This window comes from Mesobacillus foraminis (genome assembly GCF_004340465.1).
Taxonomy (GTDB): domain Bacteria; phylum Bacillota; class Bacilli; order Bacillales; family Cytobacillaceae; genus Mesobacillus_B; species Mesobacillus_B foraminis.
The window spans coordinates 20,079-42,782 of the sequence record NZ_SLVV01000019.1; the positions used below are offsets into that span (position 1 = coordinate 20,079).

Here is a 22,704-nt window from a genome sequence, read left to right on the forward strand (position 1 = left end):
ATAAAAACGTTCCCGTTTAAAATTTCTTTTTCAACCTTACTAAGGTAAACCATTATTTCTTTTGGTACAAGGGAATAGTATATTAGGTAACCATTTTCCTGATTTAGGAGGTATTTTCCTTGGATACAGGAACACACATTGTAATGGGGCTCGCTTTGGGAGGGCTGGCAACACTCGATCCCGTTGTGGCTGGAAGTACGGCGACAGCGAGCAGTGTTTTAGCCGCTACCATCATCGGGTCGCAAATACCGGATATTGATACAGTATTAAAACTAAGGAATAATGCTGTATATATAAGGAATCACAGAGGGATTACCCACTCGATACCAGCCGTGCTTCTTTGGCCAGTGCTGATTACGGGAGTTATTTATCCGTTCAACCCTGAAGCCGATTTGCTCCATCTATGGCTATGGACGTTTCTGGCAGTCTTTCTCCATGTGTTTGTCGATATCTTTAATTCTTATGGAACACAGGCATTGCGGCCATTCACCTGCAAATGGGTAGCCCTTGGCGTCATCAATACATTTGACCCATTTATTTTCGCCATCCACGTGGCGGGCCTTTTCCTTTGGGTATTCGGATCACATCCAGGCTATACGTTCCTTGCCGTTTATGCGCTGATCATCATCTATTACCTTCACCGCTTTTATTATAAGGGCAAGCTTACAAAAATTGTGAAGGAAATGATTCCAGATGCAACGGACATCATTATTGCACCGACAATGAAAAACCATGAATGGCGAATTGCTGTCATGACGGAAAAGCAGTTCTTTGTTGGAAGGGCACACAGGGTTCATGTCAGAATCCTTGATCAGTATAGCAGGGTTCCAGTCCCTGATACCCCGGTTTTAAAGGCTGCCAAAAAAGATTCAAATCTTTCCGCCTTCCTCTCCTTTTCTCCAGTCTATCGCTGGGAAATGGATGAATTCGATGACCACTATGAAGTAAGATTCATTGACCTGCGATACAGGAGCAATGGACATTATCCATTTGTGGCAGTGGTGAAACTGGACTTGGATCTGAATATTCTCAGCTCTTATACCGGGTGGATTTACAGTGAAGAGAAGCTTCGCAAAAAGCTGGAGTTCATTCCAGGGTAACTCCATCAGCCATAAAAAAAGCGATGCCTGTACCGGCATCGCTTCAGTTTGTCGACAAAAGAGGTTTGGAATAGTCTCATTCCGAACCCCTTTTTTGATTTTATTGTGTTTTTACCTCTTGTATAATGACCCTCATTTCAGGCTCCTAGGCCATAATTCGACCTCTCCATGTCCAATTGGCCATCTTTTTCAGGTTCAAGGCAGCGAAAGTAAGCATCGCCTGCATCGACAATATTTTTTAAATCACCTTAGAGTTGTCCAATGTATGCCATGCTTTTCTTTTGCATCTGCGAATATCCGCTCGGTGGTTTCCTTCCGTTTCGAAAAATGTTTTTTACTTCTTGTTTATGCATCAGGTGGGCGCCTTCTTTTTTTGAAAGCATCTTCATCACCTAAACGTTTTATATTTCCATTTTAAAATAAGCTTGGTGTTACTGCCACATTGACTAATAGAACCCTGTTGATTGGAGTGGAAGGCGTGAAGACTCCTTCGGGATCAGCGGGACAGGTGAAACCCCGCAGGAGCAGCAGCGACGAGGAGGCTTACCGCCCGCTCCGCGGAAAGCAAAACGCCTGGAACGGAAGTCAACAGCCCATTTATACAACCAGACAAAATAAAAAAAGACTGTGACAACCTCGATTTTCATCGAGAGTTTGTCCACAGTCTGAAGCGATGCCCATACCGGCATCGCTTTTTTAATGCAGCTTTTTTCCATCCTGCTCAAGGTAATGTTTATAATTGGGGTTCTTTGCAACAAATTCATGAAGAGTCTTCCCGTGCTGCTCAATCCACTGGCGGACAACCTTTTCCGTCATTTCACTGCCTTTGTACTCTCTCCCCGCCTTGGCTGAAGTTGTTTCAAAGTCATCCCACAATAACTCAACCCATGTTAAAGCTTGTTGGTAAGAGATCTGATTGTTCTTCTCAAGAAGCAGGCTGGCAAGTCTTTCATGGTAGTCGTTCATCATTTCTCACCTCATTACAAAATATGCCGTACTAATGTCAGTGCTCCAAAGTCATACTATAAGAGCGTGAGTTTTGGCTGACGCATACAATCACCTTTTCAAGGAGGACATTATGCGAAATAAAGCTAATCATTTTCCAAATATGAACACAAGCCGCTTTGAAGGTGAACCCCGCGCGAAAGTAGCATACAATTCCAGAAGAGCCGATGGGTCCATCAATACCCATCCTCAGGAAAGAATGCGCGCTTCCGGCAACAGGAAAAGCAATACAGCTGATTTTTAGATGATTCCTCGGGCAAAACTGGCTGAACCTAGTTTTGCTCGAGTCTTTTCAATAAACTTATCGGCAAAGCTTCTTCCTTCCCATTTCCGCTTAAGCGGTATCCCCAGGCAAAAACACCATTTAGATAATTTATTTTAAAATAGCTCCCTGGATCTCCATCCACTTCATAAATCTCACCGGATTTAAAGTCCTCCGGATTCAGAAGATACGCTTTTGCCATCGCAGCCTTCCGTTCAAGAACGGCAAGCTCATTCACCATTCCGTGCTGTTCGGCTTTTCTGGCCTTTTCAGTAAGAGCAGCGATTTCCTGCTTTAATTCATATTCATTCAATTCACTATATCGTTTTTCCCGCTGCATTTTTTTCACTCCCAGTTTCTTGTCAGTTTAATCTTAGCTGATTTGGAGTAATTAATAAAGAAAACCATCCATAAGGGGGCACGCCAGCATGAAATCAATTATTGTCACAGGCGCCGGTTCTGGGCTTGGGAAAGAACTGTCTATATCCTTTGCCCAGAAAGGCTATCATTTAATCCTTGCAGGCAGGACAGAAAAGTCCCTTACCAAAACAAAAACGGAAATTGAACAAAATGATGGCAAGGCTTCTTCTCTAGAATTGGATATCCGGAATCCTGAAGATGTAAAAGAAAAGCTGCTCATTTTAAATAAAGATTTTGATTTATACGGTTTGATTAACAATGCAGGAGTTGGGTTTTTCGGACCATTCCTGGAAAGCTCCGACCAGGAATTGGAGGATACATTCTCCACGAATGTGCTGGGGACACTCCACATGACTAAGGCCATCCTTCCCTATCTGCTAAAAACGAATGAAGGGTTAGTGATGAATATTATCTCTACAGCCGGGCTCCGTGGAAAAAAGAATGAAGCAATTTATTGCGCCAGCAAGTTTGCGGTCAGAGGTTTTACGGAATCCCTTCAAGCAGAATACGATCAAACGGGAGTTAAAATCATTGCAGCCTATATGGGAGGGATGGATACCCCATTTTGGAACGGAAGTTCACATATAGCTGACCCATCAAAATTCCGGTCAGCTAGGGAGGTTGCGGGAATCGTCATGTCAGAGCTTCACAAAGATACAATCATAATAGAGTCCCCAAAAACTTGAATACTATTATTCGAGTTCCAGACTGTTTAAATACTTGTCAATTAAATCAAATGAAAAACCTTTATTAAATAAACCCTGCTTTATCTTGCGGCGAAATTCCGATCCTGTTAAATTTGCATGCTTTTTCAAAAGCTTATCACCCTGATACTTTAAAGCATCCATTTCCAGGTCTTCCTGTTTTTCGACAATGATTTCTTCCATTGCTATGTTGATGACCTGAAAAGGATATCCTTTACGCAGAAGGTGCTGTTCCAGCTTTTGTTTCAAAATTTTGGAAGAGTCCCTGCTATTCTTTGCAGCAAATTTGCTCCCCAGATAGACAGCCTTTTCTATTTGGGCTTCAAGAGGGTATTCAGCGATTGCTTCGATTATGATTTGTTGTTTGATGCCCTTTTTCTTAAGCTCCGCTTTAATAAGCTCAGGACCTTTGTCCGCACTGTTCATTTGTGTCCGGACAAAGGCACTGGCAAACTCATGGTCGTTTAAGAATTTGTACTCATATAACCTGTGGACGGCCTCCTGTATAACTGTTTCATCCACCTCTTTTTGGCGGAGGTGCTCCCTTATTTCTTCCTCAGACCGCATGCGGCGGGCAAGATAGTTAATTGCGAGATTATAAGCTTTCCGGATATCGTCCTGGTAAAGCATTTCTGTTACCGACAGATCGTCCAGTTCCATCCCTTTTTTTAACTGATATTTAATCAGTACATCCTCGTCGACACTAAATGCGTATTCCTCGCCTTTCGCAGAATCAATAAACACACTGTATCGCTCTTTATTGTGTTTTTGTACTGAAATTCTTGAAATGACCGGCATTGTCATCACCTCAATAATAATTTACCATACCTCAGAAAGGAATAAGAGCAAGAAGCGTTTAATTAAAAAGGAAAGAAAAGAATTATAAGGGGTGCGGCCAATGAAAATTGCGATTGCAGGCGGAACGGGATTTATAGGCAAAGCCCTAACAAGTCTTCTGATTGATAATGGATACGAGGTAATCATTTTAAGCCGAAGGGATGAAAGCATTAAACCTTCAGCAAATCCGCGTACTGTCCGTTGGCTTAATGATGGAGATCAGCCAGAACTTCATTTAGAGGGAGTACAGGCATTCGTCAATCTTGCAGGGACAACCATTAACAGCCGATGGAACCCAAAAAGCAAAGCTGAAATTGTCTCCAGCAGGATTTCAGCCGTAAATGAAATAAGAAGAATTATCCAGAACCTTCCCAAAAAACCACGTGTTGTTGTCAATGCCAGTGCAGTCGGCTTTTACGGCACTTCAGAGACTAAAACTTTTACCGAGACTTCTCATTCAGTGGGAAACGATTTTTTAGCTGAGACCGTAAAAAAATGGGAGGAGGAAGTACTGCAAATCGAACAAGCAGGAGTGCGGACCGTCCTCTGCCGATTTGGAGTCATTTTAGATAAAAACCAGGGTGCCTTATCAAAAATGCTGCTGCCGTACAGGCTCTATGCCGGTGGAACCATTGGATCCGGGAAGCAGTGGCTCTCCTGGGTCCATATTGATGATGTTGCAAGAGGGATTCTGTTTGCAATCGAAGAGGACTCATTATCCGGGCCGGTCAATTTTACAGCTCCCGAGCCGGTGAGGATGGAACAGTTTGGCAGGCAGCTTGCCCATTCCTTAAACCGCCCTCATTGGCTTAGAGTCCCATCCTTCGGTCTCCAGCTCCTTTTAGGGGAAATGAGCATGCTTGTCCTAAAAGGACAGCGGGTATTGCCTGAAAAATTGCTTGATCATGGATTTATCTTTTCCTATCCCAATCTCAAGGATGCCATGACTGATCTTTTTCAGGATTAGCGCCTGTTTAATATTGCCAGCGATGGAAATAATGAAGATGACAACACAGGAAGGGTGATACCAATGGCAATGGAGAAAAAAAGGAAAGAAAAGATGAAACATACGTTAACAAGCATGCAGGAAGTAGCCTATAACCATGAATTTAAAATGGCCGACAGGGCTGGAGGCTTCGCCACAAGGAAAAGCACCAACAGATAGTATATCCTGGAACTTCCACGTGGCCAATGCCTCAAAATTACCACTTATAACTCAGCTGAATTCGCAAAGCATAAGAGTACGGAGCCGCTGGTATCCGTACTTTTATGCTTTGTTTCAATTATAGGGGGGTTTGACAATGGGACGTTCACGCGGACATAACAACAGGGATAAAAACACAGCCAAGCTGCCACAGGTTCCAAAAAACATGAAATCCGATGGCCTGGATGTTGAGTTTGATCGTGACCTTGCCGACCATGAGGACCTTGAGGCAATGGCCCGTTCAAAAGCTGCAGATGCACGTGCAAAAAGCCGAAAACGTTAACTGCAAATAAGTAATCTATCTTAGACAAAAGCAGATCATGCAGTGATCATGCTTTTGTCTACACATTATCCACAGAGATGTGGATAATGTGGATAAACACACCCATTTACTTTAATTCTAAAGTCTTTTTACAGATTGTGCTTGTGGATAAAAAGATATGAATAAAACGCTCTCATTTTTGTGGATAATGTGGATATACCTGTGGAATACTCCAATTTTGGGAGTTGTCTTGTTGATAACTACCTGAATAAAAGTAATTGTGCTTTACTTTTTGGAATTTTTCTTTCAGCGGGCATTTGACAATTGTTTTACATTCCTTTATAATAAATTAGCTAGACCAATAAATATAGTAACTTGAATGACGTTAATAAACTTATGGCGTTCACTTAAAATTTTTTAGATTCAACTTATTCACACTGGATCGGCTTCGGAGCCGTAAGGATGTAAGAGAGGTAGGGCTTACGTCGTTTAGGTTTAAAAATCATCAAGTGGAATAACTACCGCGGCAGTTTAACAGAATTATTTATATATACATCTTGTGAAGACGCAAGTTACTATACAAAACAAAAGCGAACCGGATTTCCGGTTCGCTTTTTCTATTATATGGTTTGTTCCCGCTTGCTCTTCTCTCTACGCTGAAGTTTGCGGCCTTGCAGGAGATAATAAATTCCAAGTCCCAGGATAATATAGACAGAGCTTGATAAATAAAGGGTGCCCAGGCTCACTTTAGCTGCAGCCAATCCTACGATAAATGAACCAAGCCCAATTCCCGTATCATAAATGGACAAAAAGGTGGCTGTAGCCATTGCACGCCGCTTAGGAGGCGCTGCTGTCACGGCAATGGTCTGATAGCTTGGAAACAGCGTTCCCCAGCCCAATCCTGCAAAGGCCGCTGCAGCGAGGAACATGATGGCTGAACTTGCTGTACCAAGAATAACCATGCCAATCCCAAACAAGATAATAGCCGGATATACAATCCAGTTCGCGCCATATAAATCAAACCATTTACCTGTATATGGCCTTGAAAGCAATAGGACAACGGCATAGACAACAAAGAAATAGCTGGAAACACTACCTAAGCCAATTTCATCTGCATAAATGGAGACGAAGGACAGGATGGAAGAATATACAATGGCAAAGAAAGCACCAACAACAGCAATTGGTATCGCCGACCCTTCAAATAACTCCCTGAACTGGAAGGATCCTTTAAGGTTGTTTTCTCTATCCACCTTCGGCAAGGATGTAAATAGTCCCGCTCCGAGGCCAATCAAGGCTGAAACGATACTCATCCAAAACATTACGGTTACTCCCCATTCTTGCATCGCTGTCAATCCCAGGAAAGGCCCCATTACCATCGCAAGGTTGGAAGAAAGCACAAAATAGCCCATCCCTTCACCTCTCCGTGAATCAGGAATGATGCTCGCAACAATTCCGCCTGTTGCTGTCGTTGCCATCCCAAAACCAATGCCATGCAGGAAACGTATGGCCATCAAGCTCCAGATCGTATTTGCTGCAAAGTAAAAAAAGGACGCTCCTGCAAAGACGAATAAAGAGGTTAACAGAATCTTCCTGCTTCCGATTTTCTCAATCCACCGTCCTGCAAACGGTCTGATAATAATGGCTGATAGCAGGAAAACAGTCGTGACCAGGCCCGCTGCCGATTCTTTTCCGTTCAATTCCTGAATGACGTAAATCGGCAATGTTACGAGCAGGAAATAAAAAGTCATAAACAAAAAGAAATTACTGATTGAAATGCTAATAAAGTTCTTTGTCCATAATCGTGGTTGTTGATTGTCATTCATGTGTTGATCTTTCCCCCTATTGATTAATCTCGTTTATCCACCGCTCCTCCCTTAAGACCTAGTGTCCATTCAGAAATAATCTGCTGCAATGCTTCCTGAGAATTTTCCGGCAGCAATTTTAACACCTTCTCATTCGCTTCCAGGACCGCAGCTTCCCATGCTGGAAACTCTCCCACAGCCTTGGCAGTGAGCTGGATATGTTTTTTTCGCTTGTCCACGCCTGCTTGCTGCTCCACATACCCTTGCTTCACAAGCCTTTGAATGGTCCGGGTCATTGGGGGTGCTTCTACAGCCAGGTATTCACAGAGCTCTTTCTGTGTGAGCGTACCTTTTTCTTTTAAAACAAAAAGAACCGACCACTGGGCGTTATAGAGCCCAAACGGCTCCAACGCCTCATTTAAATATCTTGTCAGCTGTCTCGAAAGCTGATGAATTGAATGAAAAAGAATATGACTGTTTTCCCTCATGTTCTCACCCCAAAATAATTACCCAGGTAATTATTATTTTCAATAGTTCTTAATATAACACATAATCATTACTTAGGTAAGTATATTTCTTCAATATCCTTCTCTACAATAAAAAAAACTGCCATGTTGATTTATGGCAGCTGTTCCTTTTTATAATTTAACCAATTGTCGTTCTTCTAGCATAAACTCTCCAAGCACTTCAAAAAAGCTGGCATTCCTGTTTTCCTGTCTGAGGCTGTGAACCGTGTTTTCATCAGCCTGGATAAGGCAGGAACCTTCCAGTTCTGCACTTGATGATAAAGAAAGCGGGAAATGGTCCAAATCATCTGGATTCAAGATGAGCCAATTCTGCTTTTCTTTTACCTGTGAATCCTCAGGTGTTTGTTGCTGCATTCTAAAGCTGTTCCCGGGAACACCAGTTTTAAGGACGGCATGAATCAAATCCTCAATGACCGCACTCGCTGTAGGCAGCATCCCTGCCCCAGGTCCCTGCAGCGTAATTCTCCCTACAATGTCCGCTTCAATGGAAACGGAATTTTCAACTCCCTCAATATGATAGAGCGGGTGCGACTTTGAAACCAGAGTCGGCCGGACTGAACCGACAATTTCTCCATTTATCAATTGAATGGATGCAATCAGCTTAAAACGAAGGCCCAGCTTTTCCGCTTTTTCAATCTGTTCCCTGGTAATCGCCGTAATCCCCTCACGCGGAACTCTTTCCCAGTCAGGCTTCCCGCCAAAAGCAATCTCACTTAAAATCATGAGTTTGTAGAAGGCATCGAAGCCTTCGACATCATTGGTGGGATCCGCTTCCGCATATCCCTTTTCCTGTGCAGCTGTCAGTGCTGCTGAAAAGGACTCCCCTTTTGCACGCATCTCACTGAGAATATAATTGGAGGTTCCGTTTAGAATCCCTTCAATTTTTTTAATGCGATTAATGTTCAATAATTGCTGAATCGTCTGGATGACGGGCACACCACCTGCTACAGTGGCTTCAAAGCCAATGGAAACATCATGCTGGGCAGCAAGCTCTTTTAGATCCGTTCCATAACTGGCAAACATTTCTTTATTTGCAGTGATCACATGACATCCCCTTTGGATGGCCCGCTGTAAATATGTATAAGCCGGCTCGTTCCCGACAATGGCTTCCACCACAACATCAAGCTGGTTTAAGTCAATAATCTCTTCGAACTTATCCGTTACAAGGACCCCTGGATGGATTCCCCTGTCTTTTTCTTTATTTTTAATCAGGACTGCAGCTACTTCAACCTTTTTCCCGAGCACTGATTCCAATTCTTTCTGATGAGTTTCAATCGTTTTATAAACTCCCTGACCCACTGTTCCAAACCCCAATATAGCTATTTTTATAGAAGACATCCTGGTCCACGATCCTTTCTGATTCATCTCGAGAGGGGAGCTCCTTTGAATAAAAAAGAGCGAGGCCCTCTCCATAAGAAGAGGGCCTCGCTCCTCCCCTTATCTTTCAGGCACTCTGCCTGCAGGAATTAGCACCTTTTCAAGGATTTTTCCTTGAAGGTTGCCGGGCTTCATCGGGCCATGTCCCTCCGCCGCTCTCGATAAGAGTTATATATACATGTTTTTATTCCGTATGTTCAGTAAGTTAAAACTGATTTTAATATAATTTACGCTTTGTGTCAAACAATTTTAAATACTTTACTTTTTACGAAGAGTTTCATAACTCAGGACTTATAGCGCTCTTGCAGCATGACGCTTAAATTGATTCTGATACAAACCGTGATAGAAGCCTTTCTTTCGAAGCAATTCATCATGGGAGCCTTTCTCAATGATCCGCCCGCTCTCAATTACCAGGATTTGATCCGACTGCTGGATGGTGTTAAGCCTGTGGGCTATGATGAAAGAAGTTCTTCCTTTCATTAGCCTTTTCAGCCCTTCCTGAATTTTCAATTCCGTGATGGTATCAATGGAGCTTGTGGCTTCATCCAGAATCAGGATGGACGGGTCAGCCAGAATGGCCCGCGAGATGGATAACAGCTGTCTCTGCCCCTGGGAAATCCCCGAACCATCCTGTCTTAACAATGTATCGAATCCATCCGGCATCCGCTTGATAAAATTGTAGGCATTAGCCGCGATGGCCGCCTGTTCGACTTCCTCGTCACTGGCATCCAGCCGCCCATAGCGGATATTTTCCCTGACCGTTCCCTCAAAAAGGAAGGAATCCTGCAGGACAAAAGCCATGTGGCTTCTCAGGCTTTCGCGCTTTATGCTCCGGCTTTCATGCCCATCAATCAGGATTCTGCCTTTGTCAGGCTCATAAAACCTAGTAATCAAGTTGATAATGGTTGATTTGCCTGCACCTGTAGGCCCTACCAGTGCAACACTTTCTCCCGGCGAGGCACGGAAGCTTATATGCTGAACAGTATCCTCATCTCCATCATAGGAGAAGGATACTTCATCAAATTCCACCTCGCCCTTTACCATGCTCAGCTCTATTGCCTGTTTTTCATCAGATGCTTCTTCCTGCTCATCAAGGATATCAAATACACGGTCTGCTCCGGCAACAGCGGAAAGCAATGTATTGAATTGATTGGACAAATCATTCAGCGGTCTTGTAAACTGCCGGGCATATTCAGTAAAAATGACAATCGTCCCGATCGAGACCATTCCATTTAATGCAAATATCCCGCCGGCAGCAGCTACAATTGTAAAGCTTAAATTATTTAGCATATTCATCAGCTTGGGAATGAAGCCTGTATACACCTGTGCCCAATAGCCAGCTTGTTTTAGATTTTCACTTTTCACAAGAAATTCAGAAATAACCTTTTGTTCCTGGGAAAAGGTTTTAATGATTTTTTGTCCGGAAATCGTTTCTTCAATAAACCCGTTCAGATCTCCAAGATTCTTTTGCTGCTCTTTATAGAGTCTGCCAGTGCGGCTGGTAATCCACTTCATCCCTACAAACATCAGGGGAACGATTATCATGGTGATGACCGTAAGCAGCGGGCTTAGCCACAGCATGACAGAGAGGGTTCCAATCAGGGTAAGGATACTGGAAAAGATCTGGATCACCGAACTGTTCAATGTGGAAGAGACGTTTTCTATATCATTGGTGACACGGCTCATTAATTCCCCGTACTGCCGTTTGTCGAAGAAACGAATGGGCAGCCAGTGAAGCTTGGCAAACAGCTGTGTCCTCATTGTATAGACGGTCTCCTGTGCAATTCCAATCATCCAATAATTCTGGAGCCAAAGGGAAACGGAGTGAAGAAGGTAAACCGCCCCGAGCCCTGTCAGGATCCATCCCAGTCCATCGGTGCTTTTAACCGCTAAATGGGTATCAATTGTATGGCCGATAATGTAGGGCCCAAGCAATCCGAGCGCCGAGCTCATAACAACCATCAGCAAAACTCCGCTTAAAAGGCCTTTGTGAACGGAGAGGTACTTCCAGATTCTTTTAACCGTTCGGGTAAAACTGCCTCGATCAACCTTGTTCTCATGTTTCAACTTATATTCACCTCTCTGTTTCCCATTCCAGCCCATTGTGGACTTAGCGATCTTACTGTTTTCCAAAGCTAAAGCTGGTGAAACTAACCTGATTGCTCTATTCCAAGCTGCGATTGAAGGATGTCCCGGTAAAGCCCTGAAGTTGCCATGAGGTGTTCATGGTCTCCTGAAGCAATGATGCTTCCGTCCTCCAGCAGCAGGATTTTATCCGCTTCTTTGGCGGTACTGATTTTTTGTGTAATAATCAGCGTTGTACAGTTGTAGGTTTTCAACGCTTCAAGAAGCCTGGCTTCTGTTTTTAGATCGAGTGCACTAGTACTGTCATCCAGCAGTAAAATCCTTGGTTTTTTTACAAGAGCCCTCGCAATCGACAGCCTCTGTTTTTGGCCCCCGGACAAATTTATGCCTTTTTGGCCAAGCATCGCTTCATATCTTGCCGGCAGTCTTTCAATTGTGTCATGAATTTGGGCATCGTGAGCTGCCGATTTCATTTCATCCAGAGTAGCATCCTCTTTGCCCCAGGCGAGATTTTCCATAATGCTCCCTGTAAAAAGCAGAGCTTCCTGCGGCACGTACCCAATTTGCCTCCGCAGATGATCAAACTCGAGCGACCGTATGTCCACGCCATCAATTTCAACTGTTCCCTCAGAAGGGTCGTAAAGCCTGGGAATCAGCTGAAACAATGAAGATTTCCCCGAGCCGGTCGCTCCAAGCAGTGCGACCGTTTCCCCGGGCGCAGCATTGAAATTGATTCCTTTCAGCACCTCTGTATTTGTATCTGGATAATGAAAAGACACGTTCTTGAATTCAACTTTTGCTCCTGCCTTTTTGCTTTCTGCCAATTTATGTCTACCTTCTGCAATATCGGCATCTGCATCAAGTATTTCCTCAATCCGCTTAGAGGAAGCAATCGCACGGGAAAGTACCATGATAATCCAGGAAAACATCGAAAAAGCGGCTGTAATCCTCGCTGAGTAATTAACAATGGCCACCACTTCACCCACCGTTACCTTCCCCGAGTGAATATCCATGTTTCCAAACCAGAGAACAGCCAGTACAGCAAGATTCATAAAAAACAACAGGACAGGAATCGCTGTCTCCGTTACCCTTAGTGCGTGGGCGGTCCGGTCCATCAGCTCCTGATTGGCATCTTTAAACCTTCCTGCTTCGTACGTGCCTCTGGAAAAGGCCCGAATCAGCCGAATCCCTGCAAGGTTCTCACGCATGACACCATTTACTCTGTCAAGCCTCTGCTGAACCATGAAGAACAGCTTTGATGACCGTTTCATGATCCAAATTAAAAAGAAGATCAAAAAGGGTATGACGATTAAAAAGGCCAGGGCCAGCTTGACATTAACCATAATGGCTAAAGTTATTCCGCCAATGACAAGGAGAGGTGCCCTCAAGGCGATCCTCAGACTCATGAAAAGGGTCATTTGCAGCTGATTCACATCATTTGTCATTCTGGTAATAAGCGAGGAAGCGGGGAATTTATTGAAGTTTGCAAAAGAAAAAGCCTGAACTTTCGTAAATAAGCTCTTTCGGATATCGAAGCCAAAGTTCTGGCTCGCATACGCAGCAAAAAAAGAATTCGTTATTCCCGAGATAAAAGCAAGCAGCGATATCCCCAGCATGATGACGCCCAAATGGACCACTGTTTGAAAATCATTTTGCGCGATGCCTTCATCAATGATTTTGGCCATCAGGAGCGGCTGGCCGAGTTCAACTGCAAGCTCCACCAGCATAAGGGCAAGCGCAACCCCCATCGCCATTCGGTAAGATTTCAAGAAAGAAAAGACCTTCATTTAGGACAGCCTCCAGATATGTATTCCCAGTATTTCGTCTGGCGAAATGAATTTAATACTCGTATTATACTATTAATCCATTTGATTTTTTACAATTTTCATAAAAAAGGAAAATCTCAAGGGGGTTTAATTATACTACATCATTCTGAACCTTCCTTTTATTATATTTGCCGATTGTTCTCCTTACGTCAATCAAGGACACTTGGCTGTTGCTGTGAGCGGTTCCCTTTTAGAGATTTTGCATCCGAAAGGAACCATTGGGCATCGATTTGGGCATTGCAAACGCCCCATGATTTCCTTTTTTAAGACCACTGCTGGTTTACGGGCGTTATGAAACATTTCATGATCCCCTTCTTCCCGGGTTTCCCTTTCTTGGGTCGTATGAACATTAATAGAATACGTTGCAGCTTTCCTATGAACCTCTGCCCCACCCTCCAGCTTTCTATCCACTCTTTATTATCGATGCTTCTCCATTGAAAAAAAGCAATCCGCCTTAGACAGGCACATTGCTTTTTAATGTAAAGATGATATGATCTGTAATGGCTTCCCAGAGCTGCTTGTCCTCAGTCAGTTTTCTTTGGAATTCTGGAATGGCCTTTTTAAACGCTTCGTCAAATTCCGGTGTCCCTTTAGCAGGCAGGGAGCCAAATAATTCATCAGCCAGCTCTTGTCCTTCTGGTGCCCTTGGACCCCATCTTGCCACTTCGCTGCCATTTTTGTCGATTATCACAATGATTGGAATAGAGCGTGACTTGCCGTTCGTAAGATACTGATCCATTAATTCGAGATTTTCATCACGGATAAAGTACCTGATATCGATGAGTGCTTCATTGGCAATCCTCATGAAGAGAGGAATATTTACCATGGCATCTCCGCACCAGTCCGCCGTGAGAACCAGCGCCCGCAATCCTTGTTCCTGAAGCGAATGCAGATATTCCTTCTGCTCCTCTTTCAGACTGGAGCGATTATAAATGCTGAGCATTTTTTCCTTATTGACGCTCATCCCCTGTATATACTCACTGCTTGTCAGACCTTGTTTATACCAGTCGTTCAGTGTCTTCATGCTATTCATTCCTTTCCCTTAAAAATCAATCCAAAAGGCACCTTGAAGGCGCCCTCTTTACTTTATCCTCTTAAGTATTGTTTAATCTCTTCGATTTGTCCAATATGACGCAGTTCAAGGCTGCCGATGAATTCCAGTGTCTGCTTTAAGCTGAGCATTCCAAAAGCAGGATGGAAAATCGATTTGTCAAGAAGTGTCCCGGGGTCTGTTTTATTGAGCACAGCTATGACCTTTCCTCTTGAGTCATTCAGTCTCGAAACGAGCTCTTCCCTGCTTTTAAACTCGGAAGATGGCTCAATCGGGGACTTTCTTTTTTTCGTCCGGTCCGTCACCTGGGACAGATCCCTTTCCTCGGCCCTTTGTCCCGGTTCACTCAATGCCTTGTTTACAAGGGAAATAAAATAAGACTCGATTCTGCTGTACATGGTGCAGCACCTGGGCAATGCTCCAGCTTCCTGAGCCAGGTGCCTGGTTCAACTGCAGGTCAGATAAACCTGCAAAGCTTTCCATTAACTTCTTTCTCGTTTCCTGAAGCTGCTCAAGCATGATCTGCATTCACCTCACCACATTATTACTTAATTAAATTACATTGGTGTTAATTTTCCAGGCGCTGAATAATGGTGGCATTAGCCATTCCATGGCCTTCGCACATGGTCTGCAGCCCATACCTGCCCCCAGTCCGTTCCAGTTCATGCATCATGGATACCATCAGCCGGGCACCGCTTGCGCCGAGCGGATGCCCAAGAGCTATGGCTCCTCCGTTTGGGTTCAGCTTTTTCTTGGGAGCACCCGTCGCTTTCAACCAGGCCATTGGTACAGGAGCAAAGGCTTCATTCACCTCAAAAACATCAATATCCTCGATGGTAAGCCCGGCTTTTTCCAGCACCTTCTCCGTTGCAGGGATTGGCCCTGTCAGCATCATCGTCGGATCCGAACCAACTACTGCTCTGGTATGCACAAGGAATCGTGGCTTCAGTCCCAGCTCCTCCGCTTTATCACGAGACATCAGGAGCAATGCTGCTGCACCATCACTGATTTGGCTCGAATTGCCTGCATGTATGACTCCATCCTGCTTAAAGACTGTTTTTAACCCTGACAGGATCTCGGCAGTCGTCCCTTTCCGGGGACCCGAATCCTCGTTGACCATCACCGTTTCGCCGTTTTCCTGAATGACCTTGATCGGCATGATTTCCCTGTCAAAATATCCTTCTTCCTGCGCCTTCAGGGCCCGTCTATGGCTCTCGACAGAAAATTCATCCAGCTGCTGCCGGGTAAATCCATACACTTCAGCAATTCTTTCTGCTGACAACCCCTGATGGATCATTTCATATTTCCCCTCCAGCTGGGTACTGAATGGTTTCGCCTCTCCATAATTGGATCCCATCGGGACTCGCGACATACTCTCAACCCCGCCAGCAATGACAACATCCATGTCCCCCGATATAATAGCTTGAGCTGCAAAATGTACAGCCTGCTGACTTGACCCACATTGCCGGTCAATCGTAGTTCCCGGCACTTCAATAGGAAAGCCTGCAGTCAGTGCCGCTACCCTTGCTATATCTCCAGCCTGCTCTCCAGCCTGAGTGACACATCCCAAAATGACATCTTCGACAAGCGATGCATTGATTCCCGCCCGATTTACAAGCTCCTTTAAAACCTCTGCCGCAAGGATGTCCGGCCGAATGCCCTTTAGAACTCCATTTCTCCGGCCGACCGGAGTCCTTACTCCCTCTACTATGACGGCTTCACGCATGTTCATCTTCCTTTCACCCGCTTGGGCTGACTGATTTTATAATCCATTCATTTCAACATTTTCAAGGAATCATACTGTATAGATGCTGCCAACCAGATATTCCAGTATTCTCGGAATCTGGTATTCTTCCATAAGACTGCTTTGCTCGGGCACACACCTGAAAATCCCCAGTCAGCCTGTAGATAGGGGCAAATAGCCCTGCTGACCCAATTTCTCCTGGAATGCTCCAGGAACCCTCCCCTCTTCTTCGCCGTTTTCATACTATGGATATGCCTCCTTTCCAGGAAATTTCCGTATGATTTCTAAAATCTCCTTACTCATCCTTTTGCTAGCATGATTGACGCTGCGCCATCATTGTTTGTAAACGTTTACATATTAAGCCAAAAAACTTTACTTTATTATAATGGATTCTAGAAATTAATTTTCATAAATTCCGAGAATAAGTTACTTTACAATACATCCACATGAAAAGAGCGAAGAGAGCCAGCCCTCTCCGCTACTTCATTTTTACACCAATTAAAAACTAGGCGGCTCTCCTCACTGATTTCCTTTTCAGCGTCAATTCCTCGAGCGCCCCGGATCCGAATAAGACACCTGCCACGATAAACACCAGCCCGAACAAATGGTACACTGTCATCTCTTCACCGAGAAAAACGACCGCACCGACCAAAGAGAAGAAAGTATTTAAATTCAGGAAGATGGATGTTTCCGCAGGCCCCACCTTTCCTACAGCATAATTGTACAGCATGTGGCCAATGGCGGTTGCAACGATTGCCGAACCGAGAAAGAGGCTCCATAAAAGGATCGATCCAATTCGGATGCTGTGGAGTCCTTCTGGCTCCAGCCACAGGCCGATAAAAAATAAGACAATGGAACCGAAAACGAGCATATAGCCTGTTAAAAGCCGCGGATCCATTGTGCGTGCCGCTTTAGAAATCAGGATAAAGCTTGCAGCCTGCGTGAAGATGGAGATAAAAATATAAAAATCCCCAATCGAGATACCGCTCAGGCCTTTCCCCCCTCCCAGCACCGTAAGCAAGATCCCGACAGTACCGAACAGGAATCCCATTGACCGAATGTAGGTGAGTCTGTTCCCGAGAAAGAGAATGGCCATTAACGCGGTCAGAAGCGGCCCGAGGCCAAGGATCAGTCCCCCGTTTACAGCTGAGGTTTCCGAGAGGCCCATTCCAAGAAATAAATGATGGCTGGTTACATTCAGCAGGCCGCCTGCAACGATATATACATACTCAGACCCTGAGGGTTTCCTGATCTTCTTCAGCAGCGCCAGGATCAGAAACACCACGACTCCTGCAAAGAAAACTCGCAGTGATTGTATCGTGATGACAGGAAAGTACCGGACCAGCGTTTTGATTGCTGTCACATTCATCCCCCAGCTAAACATAATGCCTGTCAGGATTAAGTAAATTTTGATATTGTTCAAGACTTGCCCTTCTTTCAGATCAGCGTTTTACTCTATATCATAACATCGTTCGCTAATCGAAAGATATAAAAAAAGAGGAGAAACCAGAACTGTTTCTCCCCATGATTACTCTTGTTCCCTGACAGTTCTTAAAAGCTCCTGCAGCCGTGCTTCCCGATCACAATCCCCATAGAATTCTTTGTCTGTTATTGCAGTCAAAAGCTGCCTCTTTACAGCCGGGTCTTTTACCTGGTCCAAAATTTTTTTCCGGCTTTCGTGAAGAAACTCGAGGTAGCCCTCGTACTCCCCGCCATAAAGCTTTTCAAGCTGCTCCCGAATTTTCCTGGCGAGAATCGGACTTGCTCCCGATGTGGAAACAGCAAGCTTTAATTTTCCCCGATTAACTACGGAAGGAACCTGAAAGTCTGACTCCTCCTGGTTATCAGCCAGATTCACAATCTGATGTTTCCCAGCCGACCTTTTTACCAGCAGGTTGACTTCTTTGTCATCGGTTGCAGCAATAATGATGAATGCGTCTTTTATATCATCCGGTGAAAAGAACTTATTCTTCCAGCCCACCTTATTTTCCGCTGCAAAATCCTGCAGCCTTTCAGTCAAATCGGGGCTGATCACAATTACTTGGGCCCCAGCTTCCAGCAATCCCTCAACCTTGCGCTGGGCTACCTTTCCTCCGCCCACTACCGCTGCCTGCCTGCCTTTTAATTCGAGAAATACGGGATATGTCATCCTATCACCTTCATTACCCGAGAATGCCGCTGTTCTTCGCTTGTGCCAAACATTCAATCAGGCTGGCTTTATCTGGTTTATCCGGTATCAAATCTGCCTGGTAGTGAAACTCCTTCAGTGCTTCTTCAGAGTTTTGTCCAAGGCAGACAAGATCGGAGTTCCTTAAAGTCTCCTCCGGAATCAGGCCACTTTCAATTCCTTCCTTCATAAACTGCTTTACTGAAGCTCCTGATGGAAAAATGACTGTATTGACAGTGGCTTCCTCAAACATTCGGTTAAAGATCGGGAGGAATTCTGCATCAATTTCCTTTGTACTCGTAATATAAAAGTCATTTTCTTTGAACTGATTTTGGAGGGAGGAGTCCCCCACGATGAGCAGTTCACCTGTTTCCTGCATTTCGCCCACCAGGTTCGCTTTTAGTCCCTTTTCGTTCAAAGCCCTCACTGATTTCGTTGAACCACCATAAAGGTCCGCTGTTATTTTCCGGATATCAATCCCCTGTTTAAAAAGAACCTCAAAGAAATCAGTGACACTTTCAGGAGAGGTAAAAAGAATTCGGCCGTAGGAACCAATTCTAGCCAACAATCCCTTGTCCGCTGGTGCCTTAACTTTTTTCCACCTTGGAAATTCAATTACATCCGCCCCATGATAATCAAGCTCTCTCGCAAGGCTGCTCTCATTCGTTCCCGTACGGGCAAGAAGGATCTGGCGGCCGAACAATGGCTTCTTTTCGAACCAGCTTAATTTATTGCGGACCGATACAATATCACCGACCAAAGTAATGGCAGGATTGGAAAACTTCTCGGCGGCGACCTTCTCTGCGATTGTCTCAAGAGTCCCTTCAAGCGTTTTCTGTCGTCCAAAAGTTCCCCACTGAATTAAAATGACCGGCGTGTCTGGCCGTTTGCCATGGGCAATCAGGTTATCGCAAATATACGGGAGATTGGAAATTCCCATATAAAATGCAATCGTATCAATCCCGGAAGCAAAGCTCTTCCAATCTAAATTAGGCTGCCCATTCTTGGATTTGTCGTGGGCAGTGACGACAGCAAAGCTTTCCCCAAATTCACGGTGTGTGACAGGAATTCCTGCATAAAGCGGTGCCGCCATCCCCGACGTAACCCCAGGGACAATATCATAGGAAATTCCCTGGTCAGCCAGTGCTTCTGCCTCCTCACCTACTCTTCCGAAAACCCCGGGGTCTCCTCCTTTTAAACGAACAACCACTTTTCCTTCAAGCGCTTTTTCAACCAGTAAGCGATTGATGGCATCCTGCCTCAGGATATGGCGGTCAGGCAGCTTTCCACCATAAATCAGCTCACAGCCTGGCGGGGCAAACTGTAGCAGCTTCGGATTGGCAAGACGGTCATATAAAATGACATCTGCCTGCTTTATGGCTTCCAATCCTTTTACCGTAATCAGCCCGACTTCTCCGGGCCCAGCTCCAACTAAAAACACTTTCCCTATCCCCATGTGCCTTCACCCCTCTGCTGCAATTTAAAAATAAGAGAGAACATGTTAACTGTTCTCTCCTAAATACATTTATCTTATTTTACGACAAAAACCTGCTCCCCGTCTCTATCTACTTGGTAGATTTTCACCTGTCCCTGATCCGGGGCCTGGACTTTTCCGTCATTTAATGAGATTTTCCAGTCATAAACGGGACAATACAAGTATTCACCGCTCACAAGACCTTCTCCAAGTGTCCCGCCTTTTGGATGGGGGCTCCGGTTTTCTACCGCCTTGACCTCTCCGTTTGACAGCCGGAAAAGCACGATTTGTTCCCCGCCCAGGTCAACCACCTGCCCCGCTCTTTCCGGAAGAGCGGCATAATCAGCAACATGTATTTTTTGCATTACTTTCACCTCTGCTAAAAGTTTAAACAAGAATTGGCTTCCCAGGAATTTCACGTTTTTGATAGTACTTTTCCTGAATTTCTTTATTTTCAATAGCTTCGTTCCAAGGCTCATTGTATTTTTCCAGCGTTTTGTCGAGCCGCTCATTCAATTCTTTCCTTGTGTTTTCATCTGCAAGGATCCCCTTGACATGATCCAGGCCGACGCGCTCAACCCATTTTGATGTACGTTCCAGATAATTGGCTGTCTCGCGGTAATACTGCATGAAGGCCCCGATGAGCTCCATCACTTCTTCCTTCGTTTTTACGGTTTCCAGCAAATCACCTGCACGAAGATCGGTACCGCCATTTCCGGCAACATAGATTTCCCAGCCGCCGTCAATGCCGACAACACCAAAATCTTTGATGCCTGCTTCTGCACAGTTTCGCGGGCAGGCTGATACGCCCATTTTGACTTTATGCGGAGTATCCAGGCGTTCAAATTTCTTCTCAAGCTCAATTCCAAGCCCCATGCTGTCCTGGGTTCCAAAGCGGCAGAATTTCGCACCGACACAGGTTTTCACTGTCCTCAGTGTTTTTCCGTAGGCGTAGCCTGATGGCATCCCCAGGTCTTCCCACATGGCAGGAAGATCTTCTTTATTGACCCCGAACAGTCCGATTCGCTGTCCCCCCGTCAGTTTTACCAGCGGCACATCGTATTTCTCGGCCACTTCTGCAATCTTCTTGAGATCGGCTGCGGTAGTAACCCCGCCATACATCCTTGGAACCACAGAGTAAGTGCCATCCTTCTGGATGTTGGCATGCATCTTTTCATTGACCAGGCGAGAATCCCTCTCATCCAAATATTGTTCCTGAAGAATCATCCCAAGGTAATAGTTCAGTGCAGGACGGCATTTAGAGCAGCCTTCCTCCTGCTTCCAGCCCAGTACATTCATGACTTCCTTAATACTCGTAAGGCCTTTTTCCTTAATTTCGGCTACCACTTCATCTCGGCTAAGGTCCGTGCAGCCGCAAAGTGCCGTTTTCTTGGCAGCGGTATCGTACTTGTCCCCAAGTGTATGAGCCAGGATATCGGAAATCAGTGATTTACAGCGGCCGCAAGAACGGCCTGCGTTCGTACAGCTTCCAACTTCATCTACGGTTGTAAGCTCCTTCGTCTTAATCGCATCCACAATCGTTCCTTTTGAAACCCCGTTGCAGCCGCAGACAATCTCTTCATTCGCCATGGTCGCTACGTCGCTGGAATCTCCGCCTCCGCCGCAGCAGCCGGATTCAAGGATGGAGACGCTCGTCATGCCGCTCACATCTTCCTTTTTGACCATCATGCGGAAAAGCCTCGAGCTGTCCTTTGTCTCTCCGTAAAGGACGATTCCGGCAATCGTATTGTCACGGATGAGAATTTTTTTATAAACGCCGTCGAATTCGTTGTGAACCTTGATCGCTTTTGTCTTTGGATCGTCTTCAATTTCACCGGCGGAAAACAGGTCCACACCAGAAACCTTCAGTCCAGTCCCTACAAGGGAACCTTCATATGGCTTTGTTTCCATTCCGCATACGCTGGATGCAAGCACCTTTCCCTGTTCATATAAAGGGGCAACCAATCCATAAACAATCTCTCTGTGCTCGGCACATTCACCGACTGCGTACACATTCTGAATATTCGTGCGCATGTAATCATCCACGACGATTCCGCGGTTCACATAAATTCCGCTGTCTTTGGCCAGCTGGACGTTAGGTTTGATTCCAACGGCCATAACAATCAGGTCGGCCTCAATTTCCGAGCCATCTGTAAATCGAAGTCCCGTTACCCGGTCTTCACCAAGAATTTCGGCTGTCTGCTTTTCCATCAGGAAGTTCATTCCCTGGCTTTCAAGCTCCTGCTTCAGCATTTTTGAAGCTGCTGCATCCAGCTGCCTCTCCATCAGATGAGGCATTAAATGGATAACATCCACCTCCATGCCAAGGTTCAGCAAGCCCCGCGCTGCTTCAAGCCCGAGCAAGCCGCCACCAATGACCGCAGCTTTTTTATAATCCTTCGCCGTCTTAATCATAATTTCGCAATCTTTTATGTCACGGAATCCCGTAACTCCCGACTTATCAGCACCAGGCACTGGCAGAATAAACGAACTGGACCCCGTAGCGATAATCAGTTCATCATAAGGGACCGTGCGTCCCTTTTCAGAAATTACCTGTTTTTTGTCAGGATCGATTTGGGTGACCGCTTCACCTGTAAATAGTTCGATTTGATTTTCTTTGTACCATTCCCAGCTGTTTAAAATGATATCTTCCACAACAGTATCCCCTTGCAGAACTGTTGACAGCTGAATCCGATTATAGTTTGGATGAGGCTCATCCCCAAAAATGGTAATCTTGAAAGCCTCCGGGCTGAATTTCAATATTTCTTCTATAGTCCTTACACCGGCCATGCCGTTACCTATCATCACTAAATTTTTCTTTTCCATTGTTAACATTACCTCCTATACCGCTCCTATT

24 protein-coding genes, 1 pseudogene and 1 riboswitch are annotated in these 22,704 nt (G+C 45.1%); of the genes and pseudogenes, 7 read left to right on the forward strand and 18 right to left on the reverse strand.

The genetic code is table 11. From position 1 onward, the window contains the following. Positions 1–119 precede the first annotated feature (119 nt). Positions 120–1,100, forward strand: a complete 981-nt coding sequence (locus EV146_RS24885; protein ID WP_121609856.1) for a metal-dependent hydrolase — start codon at positions 120–122, stop codon at positions 1,098–1,100. Positions 1,101–1,245: 145 nt separating this feature from the next. Here EV146_RS24885 and EV146_RS24890 read toward each other — a convergent pair. Beyond that, positions 1,246–1,427: pseudogene (locus tag EV146_RS24890) on the reverse strand (transposase); the annotation flags it as partial. Positions 1,428–1,542: 115 nt separating this feature from the next. Here EV146_RS24890 and EV146_RS24895 point away from each other — a divergent pair. Then, entirely contained in the window at positions 1,543–1,731 is a 189-nt protein-coding gene (locus tag EV146_RS24895; RefSeq protein WP_132011375.1) for a hypothetical protein, read from the forward strand. A 65-nt stretch (positions 1,732–1,796) separates the two neighbouring features. On the opposite strand, the gene EV146_RS24900 is transcribed toward EV146_RS24895, so the two are convergent. Then, positions 1,797–2,066, reverse strand: coding sequence for a YfhJ family protein (locus tag EV146_RS24900; RefSeq protein WP_132011402.1), 270 nt, complete (start codon positions 2,064–2,066; stop codon positions 1,797–1,799). A gap of 112 nt (positions 2,067–2,178) precedes the next feature. On the opposite strand from EV146_RS24900, the gene EV146_RS24905 reads away from it, so the two are divergent. Continuing rightward, a complete protein-coding gene (locus EV146_RS24905) occupies positions 2,179–2,349 on the forward strand; it encodes a small, acid-soluble spore protein K (RefSeq protein ID WP_121609857.1) in 171 nt (56 codons plus the stop codon). Between the two features lie 28 nt (positions 2,350–2,377). Here the strand turns inward: EV146_RS24905 and EV146_RS24910 are convergent, their stop codons facing one another. Beyond that, positions 2,378–2,707 carry a YfhH family protein gene (locus EV146_RS24910; RefSeq protein ID WP_132011376.1) on the reverse strand — a complete coding sequence of 110 codons (330 nt, stop codon included), beginning with the start codon at positions 2,705–2,707 and terminating at the stop codon, positions 2,378–2,380. An 88-nt stretch (positions 2,708–2,795) separates the two neighbouring features. On the opposite strand from EV146_RS24910, the gene EV146_RS24915 reads away from it, so the two are divergent. Beyond that, positions 2,796–3,473, forward strand: a complete 678-nt coding sequence (locus EV146_RS24915; RefSeq protein ID WP_132011377.1) for an SDR family NAD(P)-dependent oxidoreductase — start codon at positions 2,796–2,798, stop codon at positions 3,471–3,473. 6 nt (positions 3,474–3,479) lie between these two features. On the opposite strand, the gene recX is transcribed toward EV146_RS24915, so the two are convergent. Continuing rightward, positions 3,480–4,295, reverse strand: coding sequence for a recombination regulator RecX (recX, locus tag EV146_RS24920; RefSeq protein WP_338419230.1), 816 nt, complete (start codon positions 4,293–4,295; stop codon positions 3,480–3,482). A gap of 94 nt (positions 4,296–4,389) precedes the next feature. Between recX and EV146_RS24925 the strand changes: the two genes are divergently transcribed. From EV146_RS24925 to EV146_RS24935, 3 genes are all read left to right on the forward strand, one after another. Beyond that, positions 4,390–5,295, forward strand: a complete 906-nt coding sequence (locus EV146_RS24925; protein ID WP_132011379.1) for a TIGR01777 family oxidoreductase — start codon at positions 4,390–4,392, stop codon at positions 5,293–5,295. Positions 5,296–5,364: 69 nt separating this feature from the next. After that, positions 5,365–5,493, forward strand: a complete 129-nt coding sequence (locus EV146_RS24930) for a YfhE family protein (RefSeq protein ID WP_121613773.1) — start codon at positions 5,365–5,367, stop codon at positions 5,491–5,493. Between the two features lie 136 nt (positions 5,494–5,629). Next, complete coding sequence (locus EV146_RS24935) at positions 5,630–5,815, forward strand: YfhD family protein (RefSeq protein WP_121609862.1); 186 nt, start codon at positions 5,630–5,632, stop codon at positions 5,813–5,815. A 599-nt stretch (positions 5,816–6,414) separates the two neighbouring features. Here EV146_RS24935 and EV146_RS24940 read toward each other — a convergent pair. The 14 genes from EV146_RS24940 to nirB all read right to left on the reverse strand — a co-directional run bounded on the left by EV146_RS24940 (position 6,415) and on the right by nirB (position 22,673). Continuing rightward, positions 6,415–7,617 (reverse strand): MFS transporter, encoded by a 1,203-nt coding sequence (locus EV146_RS24940; RefSeq protein WP_132011380.1) that lies wholly within the window; start codon positions 7,615–7,617, stop codon positions 6,415–6,417. Between the two features lie 23 nt (positions 7,618–7,640). Beyond that, the gene (locus EV146_RS24945) at positions 7,641–8,084 is read right to left on the reverse strand and encodes a MarR family winged helix-turn-helix transcriptional regulator (RefSeq protein ID WP_121609864.1); all 444 of its coding nucleotides are present in this window, start codon (positions 8,082–8,084) and stop codon (positions 7,641–7,643) included. Between the two features lie 150 nt (positions 8,085–8,234). After that, positions 8,235–9,488, reverse strand: a complete 1,254-nt coding sequence (locus EV146_RS24950) for a homoserine dehydrogenase (RefSeq protein WP_241994052.1) — start codon at positions 9,486–9,488, stop codon at positions 8,235–8,237. A 69-nt stretch (positions 9,489–9,557) separates the two neighbouring features. Further along, a riboswitch (SAM riboswitch) is annotated at positions 9,558–9,668 on the reverse strand. 123 nt (positions 9,669–9,791) lie between these two features. Continuing rightward, positions 9,792–11,603 (reverse strand): ABC transporter ATP-binding protein, encoded by a 1,812-nt coding sequence (locus EV146_RS24955; RefSeq protein ID WP_132011404.1) that lies wholly within the window; start codon positions 11,601–11,603, stop codon positions 9,792–9,794. A 47-nt stretch (positions 11,604–11,650) separates the two neighbouring features. Then, positions 11,651–13,372, reverse strand: a complete 1,722-nt coding sequence (locus EV146_RS24960) for an ABC transporter ATP-binding protein (RefSeq protein ID WP_132011381.1) — start codon at positions 13,370–13,372, stop codon at positions 11,651–11,653. A 493-nt stretch (positions 13,373–13,865) separates the two neighbouring features. Then, on the reverse strand, positions 13,866–14,435 hold the full coding sequence (locus EV146_RS24965) for a thioredoxin family protein (RefSeq protein WP_132011382.1): 570 nt from the start codon (positions 14,433–14,435) through the stop codon (positions 13,866–13,868). Positions 14,436–14,497: 62 nt separating this feature from the next. After that, complete coding sequence (locus tag EV146_RS24970; protein WP_132011383.1) at positions 14,498–14,860, reverse strand: DinB family protein; 363 nt, start codon at positions 14,858–14,860, stop codon at positions 14,498–14,500. After that, positions 14,805–14,990 carry a DinB family protein gene (locus EV146_RS28290; protein WP_132011384.1) on the reverse strand — a complete coding sequence of 62 codons (186 nt, stop codon included), beginning with the start codon at positions 14,988–14,990 and terminating at the stop codon, positions 14,805–14,807. The genes EV146_RS24970 and EV146_RS28290 overlap by 56 nt, the downstream gene beginning before the upstream one ends. A gap of 40 nt (positions 14,991–15,030) precedes the next feature. Continuing rightward, positions 15,031–16,188: a thiolase family protein gene (locus EV146_RS24980; protein ID WP_132011405.1), complete on the reverse strand. Its 1,158-nt coding sequence runs from the start codon at positions 16,186–16,188 to the stop codon at positions 15,031–15,033. Positions 16,189–16,711: 523 nt separating this feature from the next. Then, a complete protein-coding gene (locus EV146_RS24985) occupies positions 16,712–17,629 on the reverse strand; it encodes a DMT family transporter (RefSeq protein WP_132011385.1) in 918 nt (305 codons plus the stop codon). Between the two features lie 105 nt (positions 17,630–17,734). Then, a complete protein-coding gene (locus EV146_RS24990; protein ID WP_132011386.1) occupies positions 17,735–18,355 on the reverse strand; it encodes a precorrin-2 dehydrogenase/sirohydrochlorin ferrochelatase family protein in 621 nt (206 codons plus the stop codon). A gap of 13 nt (positions 18,356–18,368) precedes the next feature. Further along, positions 18,369–19,829 carry a uroporphyrinogen-III C-methyltransferase gene (cobA, locus tag EV146_RS24995; protein ID WP_132011387.1) on the reverse strand — a complete coding sequence of 487 codons (1,461 nt, stop codon included), beginning with the start codon at positions 19,827–19,829 and terminating at the stop codon, positions 18,369–18,371. Between the two features lie 74 nt (positions 19,830–19,903). Next, the gene (gene nirD / locus EV146_RS25000) at positions 19,904–20,212 is read right to left on the reverse strand and encodes a nitrite reductase small subunit NirD (protein ID WP_132011388.1); all 309 of its coding nucleotides are present in this window, start codon (positions 20,210–20,212) and stop codon (positions 19,904–19,906) included. A 22-nt stretch (positions 20,213–20,234) separates the two neighbouring features. Continuing rightward, positions 20,235–22,673: a nitrite reductase large subunit NirB gene (gene nirB / locus EV146_RS25005; protein ID WP_132011389.1), complete on the reverse strand. Its 2,439-nt coding sequence runs from the start codon at positions 22,671–22,673 to the stop codon at positions 20,235–20,237. Between the last annotated feature and the right edge of the window lie 31 nt (positions 22,674–22,704).

What these genes read in the sequence shown, in the direction of transcription:
- EV146_RS24900 (WP_132011402.1), bottom strand. Translation starts at nt 2,066, where the DNA reads ATGAACGACTACCATGAAAGACTTGCCAGCCTGCTTCTTGAGAAGAAC.
- EV146_RS24905 (WP_121609857.1), top strand. Translation starts at nt 2,179, where the DNA reads ATGCGAAATAAAGCTAATCATTTTCCAAATATGAACACAAGCCGCTTT.
- EV146_RS24910 (WP_132011376.1), bottom strand. Translation starts at nt 2,707, where the DNA reads ATGCAGCGGGAAAAACGATATAGTGAATTGAATGAATATGAATTAAAG.
- EV146_RS24915 (WP_132011377.1), top strand. Translation starts at nt 2,796, where the DNA reads ATGAAATCAATTATTGTCACAGGCGCCGGTTCTGGGCTTGGGAAAGAA.
- recX (WP_338419230.1), bottom strand. Translation starts at nt 4,295, where the DNA reads ATGACAATGCCGGTCATTTCAAGAATTTCAGTACAAAAACACAATAAA.
- EV146_RS24925 (WP_132011379.1), top strand. Translation starts at nt 4,390, where the DNA reads ATGAAAATTGCGATTGCAGGCGGAACGGGATTTATAGGCAAAGCCCTA.
- EV146_RS24930 (WP_121613773.1), top strand. Translation starts at nt 5,365, where the DNA reads ATGGAGAAAAAAAGGAAAGAAAAGATGAAACATACGTTAACAAGCATG.
- EV146_RS24935 (WP_121609862.1), top strand. Translation starts at nt 5,630, where the DNA reads ATGGGACGTTCACGCGGACATAACAACAGGGATAAAAACACAGCCAAG.
- EV146_RS24940 (WP_132011380.1), bottom strand. Translation starts at nt 7,617, where the DNA reads ATGAATGACAATCAACAACCACGATTATGGACAAAGAACTTTATTAGC.
- EV146_RS24945 (WP_121609864.1), bottom strand. Translation starts at nt 8,084, where the DNA reads ATGAGGGAAAACAGTCATATTCTTTTTCATTCAATTCATCAGCTTTCG.
- EV146_RS24950 (WP_241994052.1), bottom strand. Translation starts at nt 9,488, where the DNA reads ATGAATCAGAAAGGATCGTGGACCAGGATGTCTTCTATAAAAATAGCT.
- EV146_RS24955 (WP_132011404.1), bottom strand. Translation starts at nt 11,603, where the DNA reads ATGGGCTGGAATGGGAAACAGAGAGGTGAATATAAGTTGAAACATGAG.
- EV146_RS24960 (WP_132011381.1), bottom strand. Translation starts at nt 13,372, where the DNA reads ATGAAGGTCTTTTCTTTCTTGAAATCTTACCGAATGGCGATGGGGGTT.
- EV146_RS24965 (WP_132011382.1), bottom strand. Translation starts at nt 14,435, where the DNA reads ATGAAGACACTGAACGACTGGTATAAACAAGGTCTGACAAGCAGTGAG.
- EV146_RS24970 (WP_132011383.1), bottom strand. Translation starts at nt 14,860, where the DNA reads ATGTACAGCAGAATCGAGTCTTATTTTATTTCCCTTGTAAACAAGGCA.
- EV146_RS28290 (WP_132011384.1), bottom strand. Translation starts at nt 14,990, where the DNA reads ATGCAGATCATGCTTGAGCAGCTTCAGGAAACGAGAAAGAAGTTAATG.
- EV146_RS24980 (WP_132011405.1), bottom strand. Translation starts at nt 16,188, where the DNA reads ATGCGTGAAGCCGTCATAGTAGAGGGAGTAAGGACTCCGGTCGGCCGG.
- EV146_RS24990 (WP_132011386.1), bottom strand. Translation starts at nt 18,355, where the DNA reads ATGACATATCCCGTATTTCTCGAATTAAAAGGCAGGCAGGCAGCGGTA.
- cobA (WP_132011387.1), bottom strand. Translation starts at nt 19,829, where the DNA reads ATGGGGATAGGGAAAGTGTTTTTAGTTGGAGCTGGGCCCGGAGAAGTC.
- nirD (WP_132011388.1), bottom strand. Translation starts at nt 20,212, where the DNA reads ATGCAAAAAATACATGTTGCTGATTATGCCGCTCTTCCGGAAAGAGCG.
- nirB (WP_132011389.1), bottom strand. Translation starts at nt 22,673, where the DNA reads ATGGAAAAGAAAAATTTAGTGATGATAGGTAACGGCATGGCCGGTGTA.